Raw genomic sequence first — 25454 nt, 5'->3', positions numbered from 1 at the left:
AGTCGCCGTAAGGGCGAAACGGTCGGTGGTCGCACCACGAAAATGGATATGTCCGAAACCCTCAAAAGCGGGATCCACAAATTATGAACATATCCATTACCGAGGGTGATGCACAGTCACCTTTCCGGCCTTACGCCGGGTCACTTTTTGGCAAACGCCCCAAAAAGTAACCAAAAAGGGCTTGCCCCTGCTTGGTCCCTCCGCTTCGCTGCGGGTCCCCTCCCTCCGGCGTCGCCCAAGCGGCCGACGGCCCGGAATAGAAGCGTCTCCGGTTCCGTCTTCCCCGGCTACGCCGTGGACCGCTCGGTCAACGCCTCCAGTCGGCCCTGGCGCTTTACGGGGCACACAATCAAGATCAAAGGCCGCACGGGATCAAGATCAAAAGCAGTTCGCGGCGTAGCTGCTCTGCTGTACTACTCCGCTCTTGCGCGGACATGAATCGCCGCAAACGGCTCATTCTGCACCAATTCCACCAACGATTCCTTCACAAGCTCCAGGATGGCCATAAACGTCACCACCACCCCCAACTTGCCCTCCTCCTTGGTAAACAACTCAACAAACGGCACAAAGCCCCCGCCCTTCAACCGCTCCAGCACCTCACTCATGCGCTCGCGGGTCGACAACGCCTCACGGCTCACCTGGTGGCTCTCGAACAGGTCCCCCCGCCGCATCACCTCGGCCATGGCCAACAGCACCTCCTCCAGCGCCACGTCAGGCACCAGCTTGCGCACCTTGGCCTGGGGCGCATCCAGCTGCGGCACGTAAATGTCACGACCCAGGCGCTTGAGGCCATCGAGGTTCTCGGCCGCCGCCTTGAACCGCTCGTACTCCTGCAGCCGACGGATCAGCTCCGCACGCGGGTCGTCTTCTTCCACCTCGGCCTCGGCCGAGCGCGGCAGCAGCATGCGCGACTTGATCTCGGCGAGCATGGCGGCCATCACCAGGTACTCGGCGGCCAGTTCCAGGCGCACGGTCTTCATCAGCTCGACGTAGCCCATGTACTGGCGGGTGATTTCCGCCACGGGAATGTCGAGGATGTCGATGTTCTGCTTGCGAATCAGGTACAGCAGCAGGTCCAGCGGGCCCTCGAAGGCTTCGAGGAAGACTTCCAGGGCGTCGGGCGGGATGTACAGGTCCACGGGCATTTCCGTGAACGACTGGCCATACACCAGCGCCAGCTGCTCGGGCACACGCGGTTCGTCTACGGCAGGCGTGTTTTCAGCGATGGTCACGCCACTCACGCCTCGGCCATGAACGGCGACGGGTCGCCACAGCCCACGCGCACCACCTGCGGTTCGCCGTCGGCCAGGTTGATCACCGTCGACGCCGACACGCCACCGAAACCGCCGTCGATGATCAGGTCCACGTGGTGCTCCAGCAGCTGGCGCATCTCGTAGGGGTCGGTCATGGGCAGGGTCTCGCCGGGCATGATCAGGCTCACGCTCATCAGCGGCTCGCCCAACTCTTCCAGCAGCGCGTGGGAGATGGGGTGGTCAGGCACGCGCAGGCCGATGGTGCGGCGCTTGTCGTGCAACAACAGGCGCGGCACCTCGCGGGTGGCGTTGAGAATAAAGGTGTAGGGCCCGGGAATGTGCGCCTTCAGCAGGCGGAACGCGCCGGTGTCGATCTTGGCGAACAGCCCCAGTTGCGACAGGTCGCGGCAGATCAGGGTGAAGTTGTGCTTGTCGTCCAGCTTGCGCAGGCGGCGCACGCGCTCGATGGCACCCTTGTCACCGATCTGGCAGCCCATGGCGTAGGAAGAGTCGGTGGGGTAGATCACCACGCCGCCCTTGCGGATGATCTCCACGGCCTGTTTGATCAGGCGCGGCTGAGGGTTTTCCGGATGAATCTGGAAGAATTGACTCACGTTCTCTACCTGTTGGTCAGACGACGAGTGGCTGCTCATGTTTGAACCGGCACCATAAAGGTGGCAAGTCCTCTGGTACGGGTCGGTACACACCGATCTCGGACCAGGCCCCTGGACCATGGAAATCACTGCCGGCGCTGACCAGCAGACCGAACTCGCGCGCCAGGATCGACAGGGTGCCCACCTGTTCGGCAGGCTGCATGCCATTCACCACTTCGATTGCCTGGCCACCGGCTTGAATATAGTCGGCAATCAGCTTGCGGCGCTTGCTGCGGGTGAAATCGTAATGCAGCGGGTGCGCCAGGCTCACCCACGCGCCTGCGGCGCGCAGGGTGCCGACGGTCTCTTCCAGCGTAGGCCAGTGCAGCTTGACGTCACCCAGCTTGCCGGCGCCCAGCCACTTGCGGAAGGCTTCGGCGCGGTCTTTCACGTAGTGCTGGCGCACCAGGAAATCGGCGAAGTGCGGGCGCGCCGGGGCGTTGCCGCTGTCGCCCAGCTCCTGCTGGATGGCGCGTGCGCCTTCGAGGGCGCCGGGCATGCCCTTGAGCGCCAGTCGTCGGCTGATTTCCTCGGCGCGCAGCCAGCGGCCGGTGTGCAGGGCTTCCACCGCGGCGACCAACGGTGGCGCGTCGAGTTCGAAGCCGTAGCCCAACACGTGGATGGTGGCGCCGCCCCAGGTGCAGGACATTTCCACCCCGCTCACCCACTGCATGCCCAGCGCCCGCGTGGCTTCGCGGGCCTCGGGCAGGCCTTCGAGGGTGTCGTGGTCGGTCAGCGCCAGTACCCGCACGCCATTGGCGTGGGCGCGCGCAGCCAGCTCGGTCGGCGAGAGGGAGCCGTCGGAGGCGGTGCTGTGGCAGTGCAGGTCAACATTCATGTGGTGGCGCTTTCGCTGTCTTTGATGTTTGTTATTATGCCGTCACATCCTGCTTCTGGCTGCCACTGTGAAACAATTCATCGATTTCATCCCGCTGTTCCTGTTTTTCATCGTCTACAAGCTTGACCCACGCACCGTCGAAGTCGCCGGCCAGCAGGTCACCCTGGGCGGCATCTTCAGCGCCACCGGTGTGCTGATCGCCAGCTCGATCATCGTCTACGGCATCCTGTTCGTCACCCAGCGCAAGCTGGAGAAGAGCCAATGGCTGACCCTGGCCGCGTGCCTGGTGTTCGGCAGCCTGACCCTGGCGTTCCACAGCGAGACCTTCCTGAAATGGAAGGCACCGGTGGTCAACTGGCTGTTTGCCCTGGCCTTCACCGGCAGCCATTTCATTGGCGACCGCCTGCTGATCAAGCGCCTGATGGGCCACGCCCTGACCCTGCCGGACGCCGTGTGGGCGCGCCTGAACGTGGCCTGGATCATCTTCTTCCTGTTCAGCGGCGCCGCCAACCTGTTCGTGGCCTTTACCTTCCAGAGCATCTGGGTGGACTTCAAGGTCTTCGGCAGCCTGGGCATGACCCTGCTGTTCCTGGTAGGCCAGGGCATCTACCTGTCCCGCCACCTGCATGACGCAGACACCACCACCCCGAAGACCGAGGACTGACATGCTCTACGCAATCATTGCCACCGACACGCCAAACTCGCTGGACAAACGCCTGAGCGTGCGCCCAGCCCACCTGGCGCGCCTGGAGAAGCTCAAGGATGACGGTCGCCTGGTCCTGGCCGGCCCGCACCCGGCGGTAGACAGCAACGACCCGGGCGCCGCCGGCTTCTCCGGCAGCCTGATCGTGGCCGAGTTCGAATCCCTGGCCGCCGCCCAGGAATGGGCCGGTGCCGACCCGTTCGTGGAAGCCGGCGTGTACGCCGACGTACTGGTCAAGCCGTTCAAGCAGACCCTGCCGTAACCCCCGCTGCCACTAACGCGTAGCCGCTGCCGCCAGGCTGCGCTGGCCCTGTGCCTCGCTGGAGTTTTCCGGTGTTGATACAGGCCAGCGCAGCCTGACGGCAGCGGCTACGTCGTTTGTGCTGCAAAAAACTGTTTCTTTGTACTGATCCATTGCTCATCATTCCCCCACGACTGCCGACAACCTGCCGAACAATCGACAGAATCGGGAGTCTGTATGCGCCAGAGTGTGCTGTTTTCGCTGTTCGTGCTGCTCCTGCTCGGTGCCGGCGATGCCCAGGCCGACGAGCCTTCCACGCCATTGGCACTGAACGCCGGCAGCCAGGTCAGCGACCTGCAGCAGCGGCTCAAGGACAGCGAGCGGGCCCGGGCCGACCTGAACCAGGAAATCCAGCGGCTCAAACTGCAGTTGCAGGAAGCCCAGGGCAAGATGGCGCCAGGCGTGCGCCTGCTGACCGAGCAACAGCAATGGTTTGTTACCGGCGGCGGCGTGGCCTTGTTGGCCGCCATGTGCGGTATCTTTATCAGCGGCGGGCGTAGACAACGTCGGCAATGGTTGAATTGAGAGTTTCATGAGCGATCTGTTACTGATTGATGATGACGTGGAATTGTGCGAGCTGCTTGGCAGCTGGCTGAGCCAGGAAGGCTTCGTGGTGCGCGCCTGCCATGACGGCGGCAGCGCCCGCAAGGCCCTGGCCGAGCTGTCCCCGGCAGCCGTGGTGCTGGACGTGATGCTGCCCGACGGCAGCGGCCTGGAGCTGCTCAAGCAACTGCGCAACGAACACCCCGACCTGCCGGTGCTGATGCTGTCGGCCCGCGGCGAGCCGCTGGACCGTATCCTGGGCCTGGAGCTGGGCGCCGATGACTACCTGGCCAAGCCCTGCGACCCGCGCGAGCTGACCGCACGCCTGCGCGCCGTACTGCGCCGCAGCCACCCCAGCGCCGCCAGCGGCCAGCTGGAACTGGGCGACCTGTGCTTCAGCCAGGCGCGCGGCGTGGTGACCATCGACGAGCACGACATCACCCTGACCATCTCCGAGAGCCGCCTGCTCGAAGCCCTGCTGCGCCAGCCCGGCGAGCCGCTGGACAAGCAGGAGCTGGCGCAGATCGCCCTGGGCCGCAAGCTGACCCTGTACGACCGCAGCCTGGACATGCACGTGAGCAACCTGCGCAAGAAGATCGGCCCCCACGCCGACGGCCGCCCGCGCATCGTCGCGCTGCGCAGCCGCGGCTACTACTACGCCGAGTGATTATTCAAACATCGCGTCATCCCCATCGCGGCCAAGGCCGGCTCCTACACGATCGGCGTAGGAGCCGGCCTTGGCCGCGATGCAGATGACGCGGTTGTTTGTGTAAACCCCCGCTCTAGACGTCTTTACCTAAGCTTTACCGTCCACTGACTGCAGCTGACCTTGATCTCCATAAACTGAGCTCATCCGGTTGATACCACCGGCAACGAGACAAGGAGATTCACCATGCGCAAGACCCTTATGGCTCTGATGTTCGCCGCCGCCCTGCCCGCCGTTGCCATGGCTGCACCTGAAGGCGGCGATGGCCCAGGCTTCGGTCCTGGCGGCCCTGGCTTCGGCGGCCCTGGCATGCACCACGAGCGCGGCCCGCGCGACGGTTTCGCCAAGCTGGACCTGAGCCCCGAACAGCGTCAGAAAATCGGCCAGCTGATGGGTGAAGAACGCCACATCGACCGCGAAGTGCTGCACAAGTACCTGGAAAAGCTGCCGGCAGCCGACCAGAAGGCGATGAAGGACGAGATCACCGCCAAGCATGACAAGGCCCGCGCCGACATCCGCGCCGTGCTGAACCCGACCCAGCAGAAACAGTTCGACGAAATGAAGAAGCAACAGGACGCTCGCCGCGCCGAATGGAAAGAGTTCCAGGCGTGGAAGGCCCAAAAGGACCAGAAAGCCCAGTAAGCTTCACCTATCGTTGACCCCCGCCCGGCACGCTCACGCGTGTCCGGGCTTCTGCATTTGAGGTACTCCCCTTGCGATCATTGTTCTGGCGCATCCTGGCAAGCTTCTGGCTGGCCATCGCCCTCGTCGCCGGCCTGTCGATCCTGCTGGGCCACGTATTGAACCAGGACACCTGGATTCTCAGCCGCCACCCCGGCCTGCACAACCTCGCGCAGACCTGGGTGCAGACGTACGAGAAAGACGGCCAGGACGCGGCCCAGCAGCTGCTGGAAGAGCGCAAGTGGCGTTACCACATCGATGTGCAGGTGCTCAACGAAGCCGGCGAAGCGGTGGTGCCCGGCACCTTCCCGCGCCGCGCGGCAGCCTTCGAGGCGCGCCAGAGCGACGGCAATGACGACCGCCCCCTGCCCTGGCGGCGCCTGACCGCCGAATACACCAGCCCCAAGACCGGCGACACCTACCTGCTGATCTACCGCATCGCCCACCCGGAACTGGACGCCTGGCGCCGCCAGAGCCTGGTGTGGCCGCTCAGTGCGCTGGGTATTGCCCTGGTGGTGCTGACCCTGTTCAGCCTGCTGGTGACCCTGTCCATCACCCGCCCGCTCAGCCGCCTGCGCGGCGCGGTGCATGAACTGGGGCAGACCACCTACCAGCAGAACAGCCTGGCGCAGCTGGCCAAGCGGCGCGACGAGTTCGGCGTGCTGGCCAACGACTTCAACCGCATGGGCGGCCGCCTGCAAAGCCTGATCGGCAGCCAGCGGCAACTGCTGCGCGACGTCTCCCACGAGCTGCGCTCGCCGCTGGCGCGCCTGCGCATCGCCCTGGCCCTGGCCGAGCGCGCCGAGCCCGAGCAGCGCGAACGCCTGTGGCCGCGCCTGACCCGCGAGTGCGACCGCCTGGAAGCGCTGATCAGCGAGATCCTGACCCTGGCGCGGCTGGACGCCGAGCACGCCACCGCCGAGCCGGTGGACGTGGCCACGGTGCTGAAAAGCGTGCGCAACGATGCGCGCCTGAGCGCGGCGGAACAGCAGATCAAGATTGACTGTGAACCGGGCCTGACCCTGACCGGCTGGCCGACCATGATCGAGCGGGCGGTGGATAACCTGGTGCGCAACGCCTTGCGCTTCAACCCCGAGGACCAGCCCATCGAGCTGAGCGCGCGGCTGGTGAACGAGCACGTGGAGTTGAGCGTACGCGACCATGGGCCGGGGGTAGCGGACGAGCACCTGGCGCAGCTGGGCGAGCCGTTCTACCGGGCCCCTGGGCAGACCGCAGCGGGCCATGGCCTGGGGCTGGCCATTGCGCGGCGGGCGGTGGAACGCCACGGCGGCAACCTGAGCCTGGCCAACCATCCCCAGGGCGGCTTCATGGCCACCCTGGACCTGCCGCTGACCCCAGTGACCGCCGCCTGACGCGGCCTGCGGCCGCTGCTACGGAACATACCCCTGTAGCAGCGGCCGCAGGCCGCGTCAAAAGCCAGGCCTATCAGGCCGACCAGGCGCTGACGTAGTCGGCGGTGCTGACCACCGGCGCCTCGCGCGGCGGGTTCAGCGGCGTGCCCAGGTACAGGAAGGCAATCACCTCCTCACCCTCGCCCAGCCGCAGGCCCTTGGCCACGTGCGGGGCGTAGGCCAGCTCGCCGGTGCGCCACACCGCGCCGATGCCCTGGGCGAACGCCGCCAGCAGGATGTTCTGCGCCGCGCAACCGGCCGCCAGCAGTTGCTCGGCCTTGGGCACCTTGAAGTGATCCTGCAGGCGCGCCACCACCACGACCACCAGCGGCGCCCGCAGCGGCATGCCACGGGCTTTCTCCAGCGCCGCCGGGGTGGCGTCGCCCTTGAGCTGCACCGCCTCGGCCAGGATTTCACCCAGCTGCTCGCGGGCCGCGCCTTCCACGGTCAGGAACCGCCAGGGCCGCAGCTGGCCATGGTCCGGCGCGCGCAGGGCGGCCTGGAACAGCACTTCACGCTGTTGCGCCGACGGCGCGGGCTCCACCAGGCGCGGAACGGATACACGGTTGAGCAATGCGTCGAGGGCCTCCATCGGCCACCTCCTGAACAGTGAAAGAGCACCTATTCTAGACATAACGAGCAAACCCTTGCCGGGTTTACATGCACAGACCCGCAGGTAGAATGGCGCCCTTCTTTTTTCAGCCCCGAGCGGACTCCATGGCGTTGCCGACCCTGCGCATCATTGGCTTTATCATCGGCATCTTCCTGATCACCCTGGCGATCAGCATGGTCGTCCCCATGGCCACCCTGCTGATCTTCGGCCACACCGGCGACCTGCCGTCCTTCCTGTGGTCGAGCCTGATCACCTTCGTCGCCGGCCTGGCGCTGCTGGTCCCCGGCCGCCCGGACAACGTCAACCTGCGCCCGCGCGACATGTACCTGCTGACCGTGTCCAGCTGGCTGGTGGTGTGCGTGTTCGCCGCCTTGCCCTTCGTGCTCACCGAGCACACCAGCTACACCGACGCCTTCTTCGAGAGCATGTCGGGCATCACCGCCACCGGCTCCACCGTGCTCAGCGGCCTGGACAGCATGTCCCCGGGCATCCTGATGTGGCGCTCGCTGCTGCACTGGCTGGGCGGCATCGGCTTCATCGGCATGGCGGTGGCGATCCTGCCGTTGCTGCGGGTGGGCGGTATGCGCCTGTTCCAGACCGAGTCCTCGGACCGCTCGGAGAAGGTCATGCCGCGCTCGCACATGGTGGCCAAGTCCATCGTGCTGGTGTACATCGGCATCACCGCGCTGGGCAGCCTGGCCTTCTGGGCCGCGGGCATGAGCGTGTTCGACGCCATCAACCACGCCATGTCGGCGATTTCCACCGGCGGTTTCTCCACCTCCGACCAGTCCCTGGCCAAGTGGTCGCAGCCAGCGGTGCACTGGGTGGCGGTGGTGGTGATGATCCTCGGCAGCCTGCCGTTCACCCTGTACGTGGCCACCCTGCGCGGCAACCGCCGGGCGCTGCTGCGCGACGAGCAGGTGCAGGGGTTCCTCGGCCTGCTGCTGGTGACCTGGCTGGTGATGACCACCTGGTACTGGTGGCAGACCAACCTGCCGTGGTGGACGGCGCTGCGCCACGTGGCGCTGAACGTGACCTCGGTGGTCACCACCACCGGCTTTGCCCTGGGCGACTACAGCCTGTGGGGCAACTTCGCCCTGATGCTGTTCTTCTACCTGGGGTTCATTGGCGGCTGCTCGGGCTCTACCGCCGGCGGGGTGAAGATTTTCCGCTTCCAGGTGGCCTACATCCTGCTCAAGGCCAACCTCAACCAGCTGATCCACCCGCGCGCGGTGATCCGCCAGAAGTACAACGGTCACCGCCTGGACGAAGACATCGTGCGCTCGATCCTGACGTTCTCGTTCTTCTTCGCCATCACCATCAGCGGCATCGCCCTGGCCCTGTCGCTGCTGGGCCTGGACTGGATGACCGCGCTGACCGGCGCCGCCAGCACCGTGTCCGGCGTGGGCCCGGGGCTGGGCGAGGCCATCGGCCCGTCCGGCAACTTCGCCGGGCTGCCGGACGCCGCCAAGTGGATTCTGTCCGGCGGCATGCTGCTGGGCCGGCTGGAGATCATCACGGTGCTGGTGCTGTGCATGCCGGCGTTCTGGCGGCACTGACCTCGACCAGCTCGCTGCCCAGCAGGCGCGCGCGGTATTCACCCGGCGTGGTGTCGAACCAGCGCCGGAAGGCGCGGAAGAAGTTGCTGGGGTCGGCAAAGCCCAACAGGTAGGCGGCTTCCAGCAAGGTCATGTGCGGCTGGGCCAGGTACTGCTCGGCCAGCTCGCGGCGGGTGTCATCCAGCAGCGCCTGGAAGCTGGTGCCCTCGTCCTGCAAGCGCCGCTGCAAGGTGCGCTGGGACAGGTGCAGCACCTGGGCCACCGCCTCGCGCTTGGGCTCGCCCTGGGGCAGCAGCCGGCACAGCACCTGGCGCGCCTGGTGGGTCACGCGGCTTTCGGAGAAACGCGCCAGGTATTCACCAGCAAAGCGGTCATGCAGCGCGGCCATGGCCTCGTTGGCGGTGGCCAGCGGTTCCTCCATGTCAGTGCGTTCGAAAATCAATGCATCGTAGGGCGCGCCGAACACCAGCGGCGCGTGAAAGGCCTGCTGGTAAGGCGCGAGGTCATGGGGCTGGCTGCCCTGGATCAGCACCTTGCGTGGCTGCAGCACACGCCCGCACAGCCAGCCGCACAGCGATAAGGCGCACGCCAGCGAGGCCTCGGCGCTCTGGCGGGTGGGTGGCAGGTGGTCGCCGTGCACGGTGACGATCAGGCCGTAGCCCTCGGGCAGCAGCTTGAAGCTGACGTCGGCGCTTTCGGCGATGATGCGCTGGTAGCGCACCAGCCGTTCGAAGCCCTCGGCCAGGGTGCGGCTGGACATCAGCGCGTAGCCCACCACATGGAAGGACGCCGGGCGCACCACCCGCGCCATGTTCAGGCCAATGGCCGGGTTGCCTGACAGCTCGACGGCCAGGGTCCAGAGACGGGTCATGGAGTCCTGGGTAAAACGTGCATCGGGATCGTCCAGCGCGCCGTAGTCGAGCCCCAGCTGGGCGAACAGCGCCCGGCAGTCCAGCCCTTCCAGTTCCAGCGCCTTGACAATGCCCCCGGCCCAACTGGCCGATGTGGTCCGTTCGCTCATGCCGCTGCCGCCCCATTCCTTTCAAACCGTGGCAATTGTGTCAAAAGATACGAAACTGGCGCCCTCGGCCACTGGCCCGCCTTGTCGTTCACTCTAGACTTAAATAAGGTGCCACGTAGTCCCATTGATCGTCTGCGAGACTGCCGTCGTGAACAATAGCCATGAGTTTGCAAGCTTCAGGGATTTCTATCCCTATTACCTGGCCGAGCACAGCAACAGCACGTGCCGCCGGCTGCATTTCGTCGGCACCAGCCTTGTGATCGCGCTGGTGGCCTGGATTGTCGCCAGCGGCAGCTGGCTGTTGTTGATCGCCCTGCCGCTGGCCGGCTACAGCTTCGCCTGGGTGGGCCATTTCTTCTTCGAGAAGAACCGCCCGGCGACCTTCCGCCACCCGCTGTACAGCCTGTTCGGCGACTTCGTGATGTACCGCGACATGCTGGTGGGCAAAGTGGGCTTTTGACAACTGCGTCTATACTCGCCGCAACCCGCGACAGACGGAGCCGAGATGAGCGACCAAGCACGCTTCACCCACATGAAGGATGGCACCGAGCAGGACTGGGCCATTATTGCCAACGACTTTGCCCAGTACGCCCGCCAGCTGCCCCAGCGTATTCTCACCCACCTGCGCCTGCTGGACGGTGACTTCGGCGGTTTCCCGGTGGACCGCCTGACCCACTCGCTGCAGACCGCCACCCGCGCCCACCGCGATGGCCGCGACGAGGAATACGTGGTGTGCGCGCTGTTGCACGACATCGGCGACACCCTGGCCAGCTACAACCACCCGGACATCGCCGCGGCCATCCTCAAGCCGTTCGTCAGCCCCGAGAACCATTGGATGGTGGAGAAGCACGGGATATTCCAGGGCTATTACTTCTTCCACCACCTGGGCATGGACCGCCACCTGCGCGAGCAATTCCAGGACCACCCGCAGTACCGGCAGACCATCGAGTTCTGCGCCAAGTACGACGCCGCGGCGTTCGACCCGGCCTACGAGCACCTGCCCCTGGCGTTCTTCGAGCCGATGCTGGCGCGGGTATTCGCCGAACCCAAGCGGTCGCTGTACCGCGAAGCACTGGCCAATATGCCGGCGTGAGCGTGGGGCCTGGGACGCGGCCTTCGGCCGCTGCTACGGGGTGACTGCGGTGGCTTCGGCCAGTTGCGCGGCCTGTGCATCCGCCAGGCGGTACAGCTCGATCTGGCCGTCCCAATGCTCGATCAGCGCCGTGCACGACTCCACCCAATCGCCGCAGTTGAGGTATTCCACCTCGCCCACCTGGCGAATCTCGGCGTGGTGAATGTGCCCGCACACCACGCCATGGAAGCCGCGCTTCACGCACTCGTGGGCGATGGCCTCCTCGAAGTCGCTGATGAAGCTGACCGCGGTCTTGACCTTGTGCTTGAGGTACGCCGACAGCGACCAGTAGCCATAGCCGTAACGCGCCCGCCAGTGGTTGAGCCAGCGGTTCAGGGTAAGGGTGAATTCGTAGGCCGAATCCCCCAGGAAGGCGAGCCAGCGGTGGTAGCGGGTGATGACGTCGAACTGGTCGCCGTGGATCACCAGCAGCCGGCGACCGTCGGCGGTGACGTGCTCGGCCTCGTCCACCAGTTGGATGTTGCCCAGGATCAGCTTGGAATAGCGGCGCAGGAATTCGTCGTGGTTGCCGGTGACGTAGATCACCTCGGTGCCACGCTTGCTCATGGTCAGCAGCCGGCGGATGACGTTGGTGTGCGCCTGGGGCCAGTACATGCCGCCGCGCATTTTCCAGCCGTCGATGATGTCGCCCACCAGGTAGATGCGGTCGGCGTGGTAAGTCTTGAGGAAGCGTGACAGGTGCTCGGCCTGGCAATCACGAGTGCCCAGGTGTACGTCGGAAATCCACAAGGTGCGCACGCGCTGCTTGCCGGTTGGCTTGGGAAACTGGGCGCTGGTCATGGGCAGGCTTCCGTCAGGGTTTGCACAAGCTTGCGACGGCGTCATGAAATGACCATGACGCTCGTGCAACAATAAAATGACAGTGCCGTTCCCTGGATAAGGACATCACATGAACCACCGCACCGCCCTCGCCGCCCTGCATTTCGGCGCCTTGTTCTTTGGCCTGGCCGGGGTGTTCGGCAAGCTGGCCACTGCCAGCGCGGTGGTCATCGTGTTTGGCCGGGCGCTGTTCGCGGTGGCGGCGCTGGTCGCGTTCCTCGGCCTGGCCCGGCGCGGCTGGCAGCAGTTGCAAGCGGCGGACTGGGGTCGGCTACTGGGCGCCGGCGGCCTGCTGGCAGCGCACTGGGTGAGTTTTTTCATCGCCGTGAAGCTGGCTGGCGTGGCCGTGGCTACCCTGGGCTTCGCCAGCTTCCCGGCGTTCACCGTGCTGCTGGAAGGCCTGGTGTTCCGCGAGCGCATTCGCCGCAACGAGGTGCTGCTGGTGCTGCTGGTGAGCTTTGGCCTGGTGCTGGTGACCCCGGCGTTCGACGTCGCCAGCCAGGCCACCACCGGCCTGCTGTGGGCGGTGTGCTCGGGGCTGACCTTCGCCGTGCTGTCGCTGGTCAACCGCGCAGGCGGCACGCGGGTGCCGCCGGTGCAGGCGGCGCTTTGCCAGAACGCCGTGGTCGCCCTGTGCCTGGTGCCGGCCGCGTGGCCGCAATTGGCGGCGGTCAGCGCCATGGACTGGTTGTGGATCGGCCTTTTGGGAGTTTTCTGCACCGGCATCGCCCACAGCCTGTTCGTCGCCAGCCTGGCGGTGATCAAGGCGCGCACCGCTGCGGTGGTGTTCGCCCTGGAGCCGGTCTACGGGATTGCGTTTGCCTGGGTGATCTTCAGTGAGACGCCGACGTTGCGGATGCTGCTGGGTGGGGCGTTGATCCTGGTGGCGATTGTCCTTTCCAGCCGCCGTGGCGCAAGCGCATAGCGAGCCCCATGCCTGCGGCGGCTGCCAAGCCCTGTGGGAGCTGGCTTGCCAGCGAGTTGTCGAGGCCCCTAAAAGCTCGCTGGCAAGCCAGCTCCCACAGGAGGTCCGCCTGGCTTCAGGCCATCAGGGCCCAGGCCACCAGCACGATCATCTCCAGCAACTCCAGCAACGCCCCGGCGGTGTCGCCGGTGGTGCCGCCCAGGCGGCGCACCATCAGCTGGCGCAGCCAGAGGCCGGCGGCCAGGGCGATGGCCAGTATCCACAGGGCCTTGACGCCCGCCAGTAACACACAGGCCACGGCGCTGAGCAGCAACACCCCACGCCCCGCCGCGCGTGGCAGATGGTCGGCCAGTGCCTGGCCCAGGCCGCCCGCACGCACGTAAGGCGTGCTGAGGAACAGGCCCAGCAACGACGCGCGACCCAGCAACGGCGCAATCAGCAGGATTGCGCCATGGCCGCTGTCCACCACCGCCAGCAACGCACAGAACTTGAGCAGCAGCACCAGCACCAGGGTGACCACGGCGATGGGCCCGCTGCGCGGGTCCTTCATGATTTCCAGGGTGCGCGCCCGGTCGCCGAAGCCGCCCAGCCAGGCGTCGGCGCTGTCAGCCAGGCCGTCCAGGTGCAGGCCGCCGCTGAGCAGAACCCAGGCGCTGAGCAGCAAGGCGGCGTGCAGGAGCGCCGGGCTGCCGGCCAGCAGCAGGTTCAGCGCCCACAACAGCACGCCGAACAGCAGGCCCACCAGCGGGTAGCACAACAACGAGCGACCCATGGCCTGGGGCGGCGGCATGCCGGCCAGGCGCACGGGCAGGCTGCTGAGAAATTGCAGGGCGATCCAGAACGGCAACATGGCTCAGGCGTCCTCGCGCAGGTGGCCGTCGGAAGCCACCGCCAGGGTGAACAGGCTGCCATTGCCCGCCTCCACCGACAGCAACTGCTCGCGCGGCAAGCCACGAGCGCGGGCCAGCAGCAGGCGCATCACGCCGCCGTGGCAAACCACCAGCAGGCGCTGGCCGGCATAGGCCGCCTGCAAACGCTCGACCGCCCCCAGCACCCGCGCGCTGAACGCCAGCACCGGTTCGCCGTTAGGCGGCGTGAAGCCGTAGGGGTCGGCCCAGAACAGGCCCAGGCCACGTTCGTCGGTCTCCATGAGTTCGGCGGCGCTGCGCCCTTCCCAGTCGCCGAAGTGCAGCTCCTGCAAGCCCGGCTCCAGGCTCAGCGGCAGCTGCCGCTCGGCCGCCAGCGCCTCGGCGAACAGCCGGCAACGCTGCAGCGGCGAGCTGATGATGCGATCCCAGCCGCCGCGCTCGGCCACCGCATCGCGCATCTGCTGCCAGCCATGGGCGGTCAGCGCGTCGTCGATGCTGCCGCGCAGGCCGCCACCCTGTTCGGTTTCGCCGTGGCGCAGCAGGTCCAGCACCAGGGTCATTCGGCGCGGTCCGCCACCGCGGCTTCGGCGAAGGTCGCCATCTGCCCGTGCAGGTCGCAGGCCAGGCGCAGCAGCGGCACGGCCAGGGCGGCGCCGCTGGCCTCGCCCAGGCGCAGGCCCAGGTCCAGCAGCGGCTGGGCGTCCAGCGCCGCCAGCACATGGCGGTGGCCCGGTTCGGCGCCACGGTGGCCGAACAGCAGCCAGTCACGGCAACCGGGGTTCAGGCGCGTGGCCACCAGGGCGGCGACGGTGCAGATGTAGCCGTCCACCAGCACGGCGATGCCAGCCTGGGCAGCAGCGAGATAAGCACCGACCAGGGCCACCACTTCGAAACCACCGAAGCACAGCAGGCGTTCCAGCGGGTCGGCGGGCAGGTTGGCGTGAGTCTCCAGCGCGCGCTGGATGACCTGGGCCTTGTGGCTGACGCCCGCAGCGTCGAGGCCGGTGCCGGGGCCGGCGAGGTCGGTGATCGGGCAATCCAGCAAGGCGCAGGCCAAGGCCGCGGCCGAGCTAGTGTTGCCGATGCCCATCTCGCCGCCGATGAACAGCTGGGTGCCGGCGGCCAGGGCGCGCTGCACGCTGTCGCGGCCAACCTGCAGGGCCTGCTCGCCCTGGGCGCGGGTCATGGCCGGCTCCTTGGCGAAGTTGCGGGTGCCCGGGCCGACGCGTTCGTGGCGCACGCCGGGCAGGTTGTCGACGGCGCTGGCGGTGCCCAGGTCGACCACTTCCAGTTGCGCGCCCAGCTGGCGGGCAAGCACGCTGATGGCCGCGCCGCCATTGACGAAGTTGAGCAGCATCTGCCAGGTGACTTCCTGCGGGTACGGCGACACGCCCTCGGCGACGATGCCGTGGTCACCGGCGAAAATGCTGATCCAGACCTTGTCCACCGCCGGCTTCAGGCGGTGTTGCAGGCCGGCCAGTTGCACCGCCACGTCTTCCAGCGGGCCCAGCGAACCGGCCGGCTTGGTCAGCTGGCGCTGGCGTTCCTGGGCCTGTTGCAGCACCAGGGTGTCGATGGGCTGGCACGGGTTCAGCCACCAGGCATTGCTCATGTGTCGGTTCCTTTCAGGGTAAGGGGCAGGCCGGCGACGGTCAGGGTCACGCGCTGGCAGCGTTCGGCCAGGGCCTGGTGCAACAGGCCGGCCTCGTCCACGTAGCGACGGGTCAGTTCGCCCAGGGGCACGACGCCGAGGCCGGTCTCGTTGCTGACAAAAATGATTTCGCCCGGCAGCTGGGCCAGGCACTGCAGCAGCGCTTCGCGCTCGTGGGCCAGGCGTGCGGGGTCTTCGAGCATCAGCAGGTTGGTCAGCCACAGGGTCAGGCAGTCCACCAGCAGGCAGCGCTTGGCGCTGGCGTGTTCACGCAGCACCCGCGCCAGCTCCACCGGCTCTTCCACCAGGCCCCAGTGCTCGGGGCGGCGCTGGCGGTGCAGGCGCACCCGCTCGTTCATCTCTCCGTCCAGCGGCTGGCTGGTGGCGATGTAGGTCACGGCCAGGCCACTGTCGGCGGCGCGCTGTTCGGCCAGGCGGCTCTTGCCCGAGCGGGCGCCACCGAGGATCAGTTGCAGCATGCCGGCGCCTCCTGTGGCAGGCCGCACAGGGCGCGCAGGCGGTCGGTGTCCAGGTGCTTTTCCACCAGGTCCGCCAGGCGTTCGATGTCCACTTCGCGCAGGGCGTGGTAGTCCACGTCCTGCACGTCTTCAAGGCCAGCCCAGCGCAGCAGCGCGCTGCTGGATGCCGATGCCTCGAACAACCCGTGCAAATAGGTGCCCAGCACCTGGCCGTCGTCGCTGAAGGCGCCGTCGCAGCGGCCGTCGTCCAGCTGCACCAGGGGCTTTGCCAGCGCCGGGCCACGGGTGACCCCGGCATGGATTTCATAACCCACCACGGCCGCGTCTTCCAGGCTCAGGCGGCCCTGGACGTTGCGCAGCTGCTTCTCGCGTTCCAGGGTGGTCTCGTAGGCCAGCAGGCCCAGGCCCGGGCTGGAACCGGGCGCGCCTTCCAGGCCCAGCGGGTCGTGCACCTGCTGGCCGAGCATCTGCAGGCCGCCGCAGATGCCCAGCAGCTTGCCGCCGTAGCGCAGGTGGCGGGCGATGGCGCCCTCCCAGCCCTGGGCGCGCAGGTAGGCAAGGTCGCTGCGCACGCTCTTGGAGCCGGGCAGGATGATCAGGTCGGCCGGCGGAATGCTGTCGCCGGGGCCGATGAACTGCAGGTCCACCTGGGGGTGCAGGCGCAGCGGGTCGAAGTCGGTGTGGTTGCTGATGCGCGGCAGCACCGGCACGATCACCTTCAGCACCTGGGCGGCCTTGTCGGCCTGGCGCCGGTCCAGGCCGTCCTCGGCTTCCAGGTGCAGGTCCAGCACATAGGGCAGCACGCCGATCACCGGCTTGCCGGTGCGTGCCTCCAGCCAGTCCAGGCCCGGTTGCAGCAGGGCGATGTCGCCGCGGAAACGGTTGATGATGAAGCCCTGCACCCGCGCCTGCTCGCTGGGCGACAGCAGTTCCAGGGTGCCCACCAGGTGCGCGAACACGCCGCCACGGTTGATGTCGGCGATCAGCAGCACCGGGCAATCCACCGCTTCGGCAAAACCCATGTTGGCGATGTCGCCGGCGCGCAGGTTGATCTCGGCCGGCGAACCGGCGCCTTCCACCATCACCACCGGGTACTGCTCGCTCAGGCGCTGGTGCGAGGCCAGCACCGCCTGCATGGCGATGGCCTTGTAGTCGTGGTAGGCCACGGCGTTCATGGTGGTGACCGCGCGGCCATGGATGATCACCTGGGCGCCGGTGTCGCTGTTGGGCTTGAGCAGCACCGGGTTCATATCGGTGTGCGGCGCCAGGTACGCGGCCTGGGCCTGCACCGCCTGGGCACGGCCAATCTCGCCACCGTCGGCGGTGACCGCGCTGTTGAGCGCCATGTTCTGCGGCTTGAACGGCACCACCGCCACGCCCTGGCGGGTCAGCCAGCGGCACAGCGCGGTCACCAGGGTGCTCTTGCCGGCATCGGAGGTGGTGCCCTGCACCATCAATGTACTCACGGATGTTCCTCGTTGAAGGCGTGCAGCGCCTGCTCCAGGCGCAGCCAGTCGGGCTCTTCGGGTGGCAGGCCGAAGCGCACGCTACTGGTGGCGACGAACAAGCGCACGAGAATGCCGCGCTGGGCCAGGAACGCGTGCAGCGCCACGGCCTTGTCGGTGACCAGCCACTGGAACAGCGCGCAGCCGCCATGGGGCGCCAGCCCGAACTGCGCCAGCAGGCCAGCCAGGCGCAGGCTCGCCAGTTCGCTGCGCTCGATCATGCGCTGGTGCCCGGCGGTGTCGCCCAGGCAGGCCTGGCCGAGAATGCGCGTGGGACCGCTGACGGCCCAGGGGCCGACCTGCTCGGCCAGCAGCTGGAGAAACTTTTTCTGCCCCAGCACAAAGCCCAGGCGCACCCCGGCCAGGCCGAAGAACTTGCCGAACGAGCGCAGCACGATCAGGCCCGTGCGCTCCACGTGGGGCGCCAGGCTGACCGCCGGGGTGTTGTCCATGAAGGCTTCGTCCACCACCAGCCAGCCGCCGCGCTGAGCCAGCCGCGCGTGCCAGTCCAGCAGGCGGCTGGCGGGCAGCACGCGGCCGGTGGGGTTGTTGGGGTTGACCACCACCAGCACGTCGAGGCTGTCGAGGAAGAAGTCCACCTCGCTCTCGCTGACCTCGCGCACCAGGTGCCCGGCGCGGCGCCAGGCCTCGGCGTGCTCGGCGTAGCACGGCGACAGCACGCCGATCTTGCCACCCCGGCGCAGGCGCGGCAGCAGCTGGATGGCGCACTGGGAGCCAGGCACCGGCAGCACCTGGTTGACCCCATAGTAGGCGCAGGCCGCCGCTTCCAGGCCGTCGTCGGTTTCCGGCAGGCGCGCCCAGGCGCGCTCGGGAATCGCCGGGATCGGCCAGGGCCAGGGCGCCAGGCCGCTGGACAGGTCGAGCCAGTCGGCCTCGGCGATGCCGTATTGCTGCGCGGCCTTGCGCAGTCGTCCACCGTGCTCAAGCATAGAATTGCCCTCCCACACACAGGATCAGCAGCCACAGCCACACACCGCGCTGCACCAGTTGCCAGCCGCGGTCGATGGCGTCGGCGTCGGCCGCCGGGCCTTCGCCCAGGGTCGCGCGCTCATGCAGCTCGCCATGATAGACCGCCGGGCCACCCAGCTCGACGCCCAGGGCGCCAGCACCGGCAGCCATGACCGGGCCGGCGTTGGGGCTGTCCCACTTCGGCGCCTGCTGGCGCCAGCAGCGCAGGGCCAGGCGCGTCTTGCCCAGCACCGCGTAGGTCAGGGCCACCAGCCGTGCAGGAATATAGTTGAGGACGTCGTCGATGCGCGCTGCCGCCCAGCCGAAACGTTCGAAGCGCTCGTTGCGGTAGCCCCACATGGCGTCCAGGGTATTGCTCAGGCGGTACAGCACCACGCCCGGCGCGCCGGCCACGGCAAACCAGAACAGCGCGGCGAACACCGCGTCGCTGCCGTTCTCCAGCACCGACTCGGTGGCGGCGCGCGCCACGGCGTTGGCGTCCAGCTCGCTGGTCTGGCGGCTGACCAGGTAGCCCACGCGAGTGCGGGCGGTGTCCAGGTCATCGCTGCGCAGGGCCTGGGCCACGGGCGCCACGTGCTCACCGAGGCTGCGCAGGCCCAGGGCGCAGTACAGCGCGAGGATTTCCACCAGGGTGCCCACGTATGGCAGCCAGGACAGCAGCGTGGCCAGCAGGGTCAAGGGGATGACGGCCAGGAACCAGGCCGTCACACCGTGGCTGCGCCACCCACGGCCGCCGCCGTTGAAGCGGCGCTCCAGGCGGTCGGCCAGGCGCCCGAAGGCTACCAGCGGGTGACGGCTCTTCGGCTCGCCAAGCAGGGCATCCAGCGCCACGCCGGCAACGGTGACCAGGGCGATGCTCATGGCTTAACCCCCCAGTGGTTTTCATACAGCATCTCGCTCAATGGCTTGGCCTCGGCCCAGCCTTCCATCACCAGCATGGGCGATGGGTAGAATTCGGTCACCGGGCCCAGGCACAGCACGGCCATGGGCTTGGCGCCGGCGGGCAGGCCCAGCAGGTCGGCCAGGGCCTGGGGGTCGAACAGCGAGACCCAGCCCATGCCCAGGCCTTCGGCACGCGCCGCCAGCCACAGGTTCTGGATGGCGCAGGACAGCGACGCCAGGTCCATCTCCGGCAAGGTACGGCGGCCGAAGATGTAGCGCTCGCGGTCGTCCATCAGCGCCGCCACCAGCACCTCGGCGCAGTCGTTGATGCCTTCCACCTTGAGCTTCATGAACTCGTCCGAGCGCTCGCCCAGGGCCTCGGCGGTGCGCACCCGCTCGTCCTCCACCACCGCCTGGATACGCTCGCGCAGGGCGCGGTCGCTGATGCGGATGAAGCGCCAGGGCTGCATCAGGCCGACGCTGGGCGCCTGGTGCGCGGCGTGCAGCAGGCGCGCCAGCAGTTGCGGGGCGACGTCGCCGCCGGCGAAGTGGCGCATGTCGCGGCGCTCACCGATGGCTCGGTAGATGGCCGCGCGCTCGGCGGGGGTGTAGGCGTTGTCAGTCATCAAATGTGCGAGGCCCCTTTGGGGCAGAACAGGGCGGCAACGGCCGCCGGGTTGGACGGGAAATAGAAGTGCACGTACGACGCCGTCAGCCGGCCATCACGGTACACCGCCTCGGCGCCGCGGCCACCGTTGGGGCTGAGGCCACGGGCGATGGGCTCAAGCGCGGTGCTGGTCAGCGAATGGTGGTAGGTGTGCCCGCGCAGGGTGCCTTCGGGCAGCTCCACGGCTTGCAGGGCCAGGGCCGCCAGGCGCTTTTGCATCACCGCTTCGCCAGGCAGCAGGCCCAGCAGCTCGGCGCGCTGGCCGTCGACGTCGGTCAGGGCGTCCAGCAGGTAGAGCATGCCGCCACATTCGGCCAGCAGCGGTTTGCCTTCGGCGTGGTGGCCGCGAATCGCCGCCAGCATCGGCGCGTTGGCCGCCAGGGTGTGGTGGTGCAGTTCCGGGTAGCCACCGGGCAGGTACAGGCTGTCGCAGGGCGGCAACTGTTGGTCATGCACCGGCGAGAAGAAGCTCAGCTCGGCGCCCATGGCGCGCAGCAGGTCGAGGCTGGCGCCGTAGGTGAAGGCGAAGGCCTCGTCACGGGCGACGGCAATGCGCACGCCGGCCAGCAGCGGTTCGCACGGCACCGGGGTGGGCGCAGCAAAGGTGACCGGCGGTGGCAGCGCGACTTCGCAGCTTGCCGCCAGGGCATTGGCGGCCGCGTCCAGGCGCAGGTCCAGGTCGTTCAGCTCGCTGGCCTGCACCAGGCCCAAATGGCGGCTGGGCAGTTCGATGCCGGTCTCGCGAGACAACGCGCCGTACCAGCGCAGGCCTTCGGTGAGGCTGCCTTCAAGCAGTTGCGCGTGGCGCAGGGTGCCGACGCGGTTGGCCAGCACGCCGGCGAACGGCAGGTCCGGCTGGTAGCGCGCCAGGCCCAGGGCCAGGGCGCCGAAGGTCTGGGCCATGGCGGTGCCGTCGATCACGCCCAGCACCGGCACGCCGAAGTGCCGCGCCAGGTCGGCGCTGCTGGGGGTGCCGTCGAACAGGCCCATCACGCCCTCGATCAGGATCAGGTCGGCCTCGGCCGCCGCTTCCCACAGCAGGCGCCGGCTTTCCTCGGCGCCCACCATCCACAGGTCGAGCTGGTACACCGGCGCGCCACTGGCCCGTTCCAGGATCATGGGGTCGAGGAAATCCGGCCCGCACTTGAACACCCGCACCTTGTGCCCCTGGTTGCGGTGCAGGCGCGCCAGGGCGGCGGTGACGGTGGTCTTGCCCTGGCCAGAAGCGGGTGCTGCGATCAGCACCGCCGGGCAATGACGCGGCTGGGTCATAGCTCGATGCCCTTCTGGGCACGAATGCCGGCCTGGAAGGCGTGCTTGAGCATGCCCATCTCGGTGACGGTGTCGGCCAGTTCGACCATCTCGTCCTTGGCGCCACGGCCGGTGACCACCACGTGCTGCATGGCGGGACGCGCCTGCAGGTCGGCCAGCACCTGGTCGAGGTCCAGGTAGCCGTGCTTGAGGGCGATGTTCAGTTCATCGAGAATCACCAGGCCGATGCTCTCATCCTGCAACAGGCCACGGGACACTTCCCAGGCGGCCTGGGCGGCGGCGATGTCACGCTGGCGGTCCTGGGTTTCCCAGGTAAAGCCCTCGCCCATCACGTGGTAGCGCACCTGCTCGGGGAAGCGGCGGAAGAACAACTCTTCGCCGGTGGCGTTGCGGCCCTTGATGAACTGCACCACGCCGCACTGCATGCCGTGGCCCATGGCGCGCGCGAGCATGCCGAAGGCCGAGCTGCTCTTGCCCTTGCCGTTGCCGCTCAGTACCAGCAGCAGCCCGCATTCGTTGGGCGCATTGGCAATGCGCTCGTCAATGATCGCCTTCTTGCGCAACATGCGCGCCAGATGGCGTTGTTCACGTTCCTGGGATTCACTCATCGCAGCTCTCCGCTACACCTGCACACAGGCGACATCGACGAAAAGCCGCCGCCCGGACGGACGCAGCACAGACTCGTCAATGCCGCTCTCACCCGCGCGACAGAACAAAAGGGGACCGGCAAGCCAGCGGCTTGCCAAGAAGGGTTCCAGGCCGGTCTCCGGACTCATGAGCGGGGGCATGCACACCCGGGGCCACGCGCCTTCCCGAGCCAATTCGGCCCAGTGGCGCCATGCGCGACCTTGACTCATTTACCGTTGCGGGGGCAGCGCCGGGCTCGCACACCTGCGGCGGCTCACCGGCTTCCCTGTTTCACCCTGCCAGCCGTGGGGCTGCAGGGCACCTGAAACACGCCGGGAAGGTTAGAGGGTTGGGGGTGGGAGGTCAATTAAAGCTCGCCATACCTCCCCCGTAGCAGCTGCCGCCAGGCGGCGTCCGGCCCTGACGCGGCCTTCGGCCGCTGCTACGGAGCGCGTGCACCTTTGTCGATCGCGTCGCCTGCATCGCGGCCAAGGCCGGCTCCTACCACGAACGGCGTAGGAGCCGACTTTAGTCGCGATGCAGACGACGCCGTTTCAAGACAGTTGCTGCTGCGGGGTTTTATTGGAACCACTGCCCTACCCCGCCCCTCTACAGCACATACCTCCGCCTCAGCGAGCAATTACAATGCACAAGACCCGCCTGGCCCTGATCATCCTCGCCTCCAGCACGCTGCTGGCCTGTGGCGAGTCCTCGACCCTGAAGGTGGCCGACGGCACCGGCCCGCACCCGCAGCTGCCGGCGCCGAACAAGACACTGATCCCCACGGTGAACATCGCCGACGCCATCGGCTGGCCCGACGGCGAGAAACCCCAGCCGGCCAAGGGCACCCAGGTGGCCGCCTTCGCCGAGGGCCTGGACCACCCGCGCTGGCTGTACGTGCTGCCCAACGGCGACGTGCTGGTGGCCGAGACCAACGCGCCGCCCAAGCCCGAGGACGCCAAGGGCATCAAGGGTTGGGTAATGAAGAAGGTCATGGGCAAGGCCGGCGCCGGCGTGCCCAGCGCCAACCGCATCACCCTGCTGCGCGACACCGACGGCGACGGCGTGGCCGACACCCGCACAGTGTTCATCGCCAACCTCAACTCGCCGTTCGGCATGACCCTGGTGGGCAGCGACCTGTACGTGGCCGACACCGATGCCCTGCTGCGCTTCCATTACAACACCGGCGCCACCGCCATCAGCGGCCAGGGCACCAAGGTGACGGACCTGCCGGGCGGGCCGCTCAACCACCACTGGACCAAGAACGTCATCGCCAGCCCCTCGGGCAACAAGCTGTACGTCACCGTGGGCTCCAACAGCAACGTCGGCGAGAACGGCCTGGACAAGGAAGCAGGCCGCGCGGCGATCTGGGAGGTGGACCGCGCCAGCGGCGAGCACCGCATCTACGCCTCCGGCCTGCGCAACCCCAACGGCATGGGCTTCGAGCCGCAGACCGGGCAGTTGTGGACCTCAGTCAACGAACGCGACGAGATCGGCAGCGACCTGGTGCCTGACTACATCACCTCGGTGAAGGACGGCGGCTTCTATGGCTGGCCGTTCAGCTACTACGGCCAGCACATCGACAACCGCGTCAGCCCGCAGAACCCGGCACTGGTGGCCAAGGCCATCGCCCCGGACTACGCCGTGGGCCCGCACACCGCTTCCATCGGCTTCACCTTTGCCAGCAACAGCGGCGGGCTGGCGGCGCCGTTCAACCATGGCGCCTACGTAAGCCAGCACGGTTCGTGGAACCGCAAGCCACACAGTGGCTACAAAGTGATTTTCGTGCCGTTCGTGGACGGCAAGCCCAGCGGCCAGCCGATCGACGTGCTGACCGGGTTCCTCAACGACAAGGAACAGGCCATGGGCCGGCCGGTGGGCGTGACCGAGGACCACAAGGGCGGGGTGCTTGTGGCGGATGACGTGGGGAACAAGATCTGGCGGATTACGGCTGAGAAGTAAACAACCTGTGGGAGCTGGCTTGCCAGCGAGCTTTGGGGGAAACCCGAACAGCTCGCTGGCAAGCCAGCTCCCACAGGCGCATCAAGGGTTATGCGCCAGGCTTGCTGGTTGCAGCACGCGCTTGGCGTTCAGGTAGGCGTGTTGCCAATACGGCTTGTTGAGGTAGTCCAGCTTCACCGTGCCACCCGTGGCCGGGGCATGCACGAAGCGGCCCTCGCCCACGTAGATGCCGGCATGGCTGACCTGCGAACCACCGCTGGTGGCGAAGAAGATCAGGTCACCGGACTGCAAGGCATCCTTGCTGACATCGGGGGCGCGCATGCTGATCATTTCCCGCGTGGAGCGCGGCAGGCTGATGCCGGCCGCGTCGCGATAGACGTAGGCGATCAGGCCGCTGCAGTCAAAGCCCGAATCCGGCGTGTTGCCGCCCCAGCGGTATGGGGTGCCGACCAGCCCGATGGCGCGCATCAGGACGTCATCGGCCTGGGGAGACAGGGGCTGCTGGGGAGCTGAAACAAAAGGTTGATACACCGGCGCAGGCGCAGGTGGCGGCTTGTGGCCAGCGCAGGCGGTGAGCAGGCCTGCGAAGAGTAATAGCGCGAAACGGGCCGTTAGCGACATAAACAGAACCATCCTGATTCAACTGCCGTTGAAGACTAGCTTGTATTCCCGAAAACGCGCAACGGCGGCACACTTTTCAGTGCGCCGCCGCTGCGAGTACCGCCCAGACTGCTTACTTGCGTGCGATAGTCGTGGTCGGTGCCATGGCCAAGGCACGCTTGGCTTCGATAAAGGTCTTGCTCCAGTAGGCGTCATCGAGGCTGTCGATGCGCACGCCGCCGCTACGGTGGCTGCTGGAGTGGATGAACTGGTCATCGCCCAGGTAGATGCCGGCGTGGCTCACGCGACCACGGCCACGGGTGCTGAAGAACAGCAGGTCACCGGGCTTGAGGTTGTTGCGGGCTACCAGGGGGGCCTTGACGTTGATCATGTCACGCGTGGAACGCGGCAGGGTCATGCCGGCCTCCTCGCGGAACAGGTAACCGATGAAGCCGCTGCAATCGAAGCCCGATTCAGTGGAACCACCGGTGCGATAGCGGGTGCCGATCAGCGATTTGCCGCGTTCCAGGATGCTGTCAGCCAGCATGGGCATCTGGTAGGGCTTGCTGTTCTCGGAGAAGTCAGCCAGTTCCTTTTCGGTATCCAGCTCTTCTTCTTGGAAATTCAGGGTTACAGCTTTCGTCTGGGCCTGGGACTGTGGAGTCACCGGGTTGAGAGCCTGTTGCTGCGATACCGGCGTATGAGCCGCGCAGCCGAAAAGCAGGGTCACGAGTGCGAGGGGCACGAGGGGTGCGAAGCGCTTTAGCATG

At 67.2% G+C, this 25454-nt stretch carries 29 protein-coding genes and 1 riboswitch; of the genes, 11 read left to right on the top strand and 18 right to left on the bottom strand.

The annotated features are described in order from the left end of the window. Nucleotides 1-413 precede the first annotated feature (413 nt). Genes ACWKWX_RS11480 through ACWKWX_RS11470 form a run of 3 tightly spaced genes read right to left on the bottom strand, consistent with a single transcriptional unit; the run spans nt 414 to nt 2744 of the window. Complete coding sequence (locus tag ACWKWX_RS11480) at nt 414-1232, bottom strand: segregation and condensation protein A (protein ID WP_487247658.1); 819 nt, start codon at nt 1230-1232, stop codon at nt 414-416. Between the two features lie 5 nt (nt 1233-1237). Further along, nucleotides 1238-1867: an L-threonylcarbamoyladenylate synthase gene (locus ACWKWX_RS11475; protein WP_416426179.1), complete on the bottom strand. Its 630-nt coding sequence runs from the start codon at nt 1865-1867 to the stop codon at nt 1238-1240. A gap of 16 nt (nt 1868-1883) precedes the next feature. Then, on the bottom strand, nt 1884-2744 hold the full coding sequence (locus ACWKWX_RS11470) for a PHP domain-containing protein (protein WP_483827790.1): 861 nt from the start codon (nt 2742-2744) through the stop codon (nt 1884-1886). 67 nt (nt 2745-2811) lie between these two features. Here ACWKWX_RS11470 and ACWKWX_RS11465 point away from each other — a divergent pair, with 67 nt between their 5' ends. From ACWKWX_RS11465 to ACWKWX_RS11440, 6 genes are all read left to right on the top strand, one after another. After that, nucleotides 2812-3408, top strand: a complete 597-nt coding sequence (locus ACWKWX_RS11465) for a septation protein A (RefSeq protein ID WP_483827789.1) — start codon at nt 2812-2814, stop codon at nt 3406-3408. A gap of 1 nt (nt 3409) precedes the next feature. Then, nucleotides 3410-3709 carry a YciI family protein gene (locus ACWKWX_RS11460; protein ID WP_416426185.1) on the top strand — a complete coding sequence of 100 codons (300 nt, stop codon included), beginning with the start codon at nt 3410-3412 and terminating at the stop codon, nt 3707-3709. A gap of 216 nt (nt 3710-3925) precedes the next feature. Continuing rightward, nucleotides 3926-4273, top strand: coding sequence for an SH3 domain-containing protein (locus tag ACWKWX_RS11455; protein WP_416426187.1), 348 nt, complete (start codon nt 3926-3928; stop codon nt 4271-4273). 7 nt (nt 4274-4280) lie between these two features. After that, nucleotides 4281-4958: a response regulator transcription factor gene (locus tag ACWKWX_RS11450; protein ID WP_416426189.1), complete on the top strand. Its 678-nt coding sequence runs from the start codon at nt 4281-4283 to the stop codon at nt 4956-4958. Nucleotides 4959-5183: 225 nt separating this feature from the next. Continuing rightward, the gene (locus tag ACWKWX_RS11445; RefSeq protein WP_473004075.1) at nt 5184-5639 is read left to right on the top strand and encodes an LTXXQ domain protein; all 456 of its coding nucleotides are present in this window, start codon (nt 5184-5186) and stop codon (nt 5637-5639) included. Between the two features lie 71 nt (nt 5640-5710). Further along, complete coding sequence (locus tag ACWKWX_RS11440) at nt 5711-7051, top strand: sensor histidine kinase (RefSeq protein WP_416426191.1); 1341 nt, start codon at nt 5711-5713, stop codon at nt 7049-7051. Nucleotides 7052-7124: 73 nt separating this feature from the next. Here ACWKWX_RS11440 and ACWKWX_RS11435 read toward each other — a convergent pair whose 3' ends face one another. After that, nucleotides 7125-7682: a nitroreductase family protein gene (locus ACWKWX_RS11435; protein WP_483827788.1), complete on the bottom strand. Its 558-nt coding sequence runs from the start codon at nt 7680-7682 to the stop codon at nt 7125-7127. 125 nt (nt 7683-7807) lie between these two features. Between ACWKWX_RS11435 and ACWKWX_RS11430 the strand changes: the two genes are divergently transcribed. Further along, on the top strand, nt 7808-9262 hold the full coding sequence (locus ACWKWX_RS11430) for a TrkH family potassium uptake protein (RefSeq protein WP_483827787.1): 1455 nt from the start codon (nt 7808-7810) through the stop codon (nt 9260-9262). Here the strand turns inward: ACWKWX_RS11430 and ACWKWX_RS11425 are convergent. Next, nucleotides 9219-10283: an AraC family transcriptional regulator gene (locus tag ACWKWX_RS11425; RefSeq protein ID WP_416426195.1), complete on the bottom strand. Its 1065-nt coding sequence runs from the start codon at nt 10281-10283 to the stop codon at nt 9219-9221. The genes ACWKWX_RS11430 and ACWKWX_RS11425 overlap by 44 nt on opposite strands. 148 nt (nt 10284-10431) lie before the next feature. Between ACWKWX_RS11425 and ACWKWX_RS11420 the strand changes: the two genes are divergently transcribed. Beyond that, nucleotides 10432-10743, top strand: coding sequence for an Mpo1-like protein (locus tag ACWKWX_RS11420; RefSeq protein WP_416426196.1), 312 nt, complete (start codon nt 10432-10434; stop codon nt 10741-10743). 45 nt (nt 10744-10788) lie between these two features. Next, nucleotides 10789-11376: an HD domain-containing protein gene (locus ACWKWX_RS11415; protein ID WP_476299022.1), complete on the top strand. Its 588-nt coding sequence runs from the start codon at nt 10789-10791 to the stop codon at nt 11374-11376. A gap of 33 nt (nt 11377-11409) precedes the next feature. Here ACWKWX_RS11415 and ACWKWX_RS11410 read toward each other — a convergent pair whose 3' ends face one another. After that, nucleotides 11410-12216 (bottom strand): UDP-2,3-diacylglucosamine diphosphatase, encoded by an 807-nt coding sequence (locus ACWKWX_RS11410; protein WP_416426200.1) that lies wholly within the window; start codon nt 12214-12216, stop codon nt 11410-11412. Nucleotides 12217-12325: 109 nt separating this feature from the next. On the opposite strand from ACWKWX_RS11410, the gene ACWKWX_RS11405 reads away from it, so the two are divergent. Further along, nucleotides 12326-13180 carry a DMT family transporter gene (locus ACWKWX_RS11405; protein WP_483827786.1) on the top strand — a complete coding sequence of 285 codons (855 nt, stop codon included), beginning with the start codon at nt 12326-12328 and terminating at the stop codon, nt 13178-13180. A gap of 115 nt (nt 13181-13295) precedes the next feature. Here the strand turns inward: ACWKWX_RS11405 and ACWKWX_RS11400 are convergent, their stop codons facing one another. Genes ACWKWX_RS11400 through cobO form a run of 10 tightly spaced genes read right to left on the bottom strand, consistent with a single transcriptional unit; the run spans nt 13296 to nt 22103 of the window. Beyond that, the gene (locus ACWKWX_RS11400) at nt 13296-14030 is read right to left on the bottom strand and encodes an adenosylcobinamide-GDP ribazoletransferase (protein ID WP_416426204.1); all 735 of its coding nucleotides are present in this window, start codon (nt 14028-14030) and stop codon (nt 13296-13298) included. A 3-nt stretch (nt 14031-14033) separates the two neighbouring features. Then, nucleotides 14034-14609: an alpha-ribazole phosphatase family protein gene (gene cobC, locus ACWKWX_RS11395; RefSeq protein ID WP_483827785.1), complete on the bottom strand. Its 576-nt coding sequence runs from the start codon at nt 14607-14609 to the stop codon at nt 14034-14036. After that, entirely contained in the window at nt 14606-15661 is a 1056-nt protein-coding gene (cobT, locus tag ACWKWX_RS11390; protein ID WP_416426208.1) for a nicotinate-nucleotide--dimethylbenzimidazole phosphoribosyltransferase, read from the bottom strand. The genes cobC and cobT overlap by 4 nt, the downstream gene beginning before the upstream one ends. Then, entirely contained in the window at nt 15658-16179 is a 522-nt protein-coding gene (cobU, locus tag ACWKWX_RS11385) for a bifunctional adenosylcobinamide kinase/adenosylcobinamide-phosphate guanylyltransferase (RefSeq protein ID WP_483827784.1), read from the bottom strand. Before cobU ends, cobT begins: the two co-directional genes overlap by 4 nt. Beyond that, nucleotides 16167-17633, bottom strand: a complete 1467-nt coding sequence (locus tag ACWKWX_RS11380) for a cobyric acid synthase (protein WP_483827807.1) — start codon at nt 17631-17633, stop codon at nt 16167-16169. Before ACWKWX_RS11380 ends, cobU begins: the two co-directional genes overlap by 13 nt. An 8-nt stretch (nt 17634-17641) precedes the next feature. Further along, nucleotides 17642-18634, bottom strand: a complete 993-nt coding sequence (gene cobD / locus ACWKWX_RS11375) for a threonine-phosphate decarboxylase CobD (RefSeq protein ID WP_483827783.1) — start codon at nt 18632-18634, stop codon at nt 17642-17644. After that, on the bottom strand, nt 18627-19535 hold the full coding sequence (gene cbiB, locus ACWKWX_RS11370; protein WP_416426214.1) for an adenosylcobinamide-phosphate synthase CbiB: 909 nt from the start codon (nt 19533-19535) through the stop codon (nt 18627-18629). Before cbiB ends, cobD begins: the two co-directional genes overlap by 8 nt. Further along, on the bottom strand, nt 19532-20182 hold the full coding sequence (gene bluB, locus ACWKWX_RS11365) for a 5,6-dimethylbenzimidazole synthase (protein ID WP_416426216.1): 651 nt from the start codon (nt 20180-20182) through the stop codon (nt 19532-19534). Before bluB ends, cbiB begins: the two co-directional genes overlap by 4 nt. Then, nucleotides 20182-21495 (bottom strand): cobyrinic acid a,c-diamide synthase CobB, encoded by a 1314-nt coding sequence (locus ACWKWX_RS11360; protein WP_483827782.1) that lies wholly within the window; start codon nt 21493-21495, stop codon nt 20182-20184. The genes bluB and ACWKWX_RS11360 overlap by 1 nt, the downstream gene beginning before the upstream one ends. Beyond that, nucleotides 21492-22103, bottom strand: coding sequence for a cob(I)yrinic acid a,c-diamide adenosyltransferase (gene cobO / locus ACWKWX_RS11355; protein ID WP_473004094.1), 612 nt, complete (start codon nt 22101-22103; stop codon nt 21492-21494). Before cobO ends, ACWKWX_RS11360 begins: the two co-directional genes overlap by 4 nt. A gap of 132 nt (nt 22104-22235) precedes the next feature. Continuing rightward, nucleotides 22236-22463: riboswitch (cobalamin riboswitch) on the bottom strand. Nucleotides 22464-22767: 304 nt separating this feature from the next. Between cobO and ACWKWX_RS11350 the strand changes: the two genes are divergently transcribed. Then, nucleotides 22768-24084, top strand: a complete 1317-nt coding sequence (locus ACWKWX_RS11350) for a PQQ-dependent sugar dehydrogenase (RefSeq protein WP_483827781.1) — start codon at nt 22768-22770, stop codon at nt 24082-24084. A gap of 81 nt (nt 24085-24165) precedes the next feature. Here the strand turns inward: ACWKWX_RS11350 and ACWKWX_RS11345 are convergent, their stop codons facing one another. Together ACWKWX_RS11345 and ACWKWX_RS11340 are read right to left on the bottom strand one after the other, a co-directional pair. Then, the gene (locus ACWKWX_RS11345) at nt 24166-24705 is read right to left on the bottom strand and encodes a C40 family peptidase (RefSeq protein WP_416426223.1); all 540 of its coding nucleotides are present in this window, start codon (nt 24703-24705) and stop codon (nt 24166-24168) included. Nucleotides 24706-24817: 112 nt separating this feature from the next. Continuing rightward, nucleotides 24818-25453: a C40 family peptidase gene (locus tag ACWKWX_RS11340; protein WP_483827780.1), complete on the bottom strand. Its 636-nt coding sequence runs from the start codon at nt 25451-25453 to the stop codon at nt 24818-24820. Nucleotide 25454: the final 1 nt, after the last annotated feature.

Source organism: Pseudomonas imperatae, from assembly GCF_057128625.1.
This window is presented reverse-complemented; position numbering and strand designations above follow the sequence as displayed.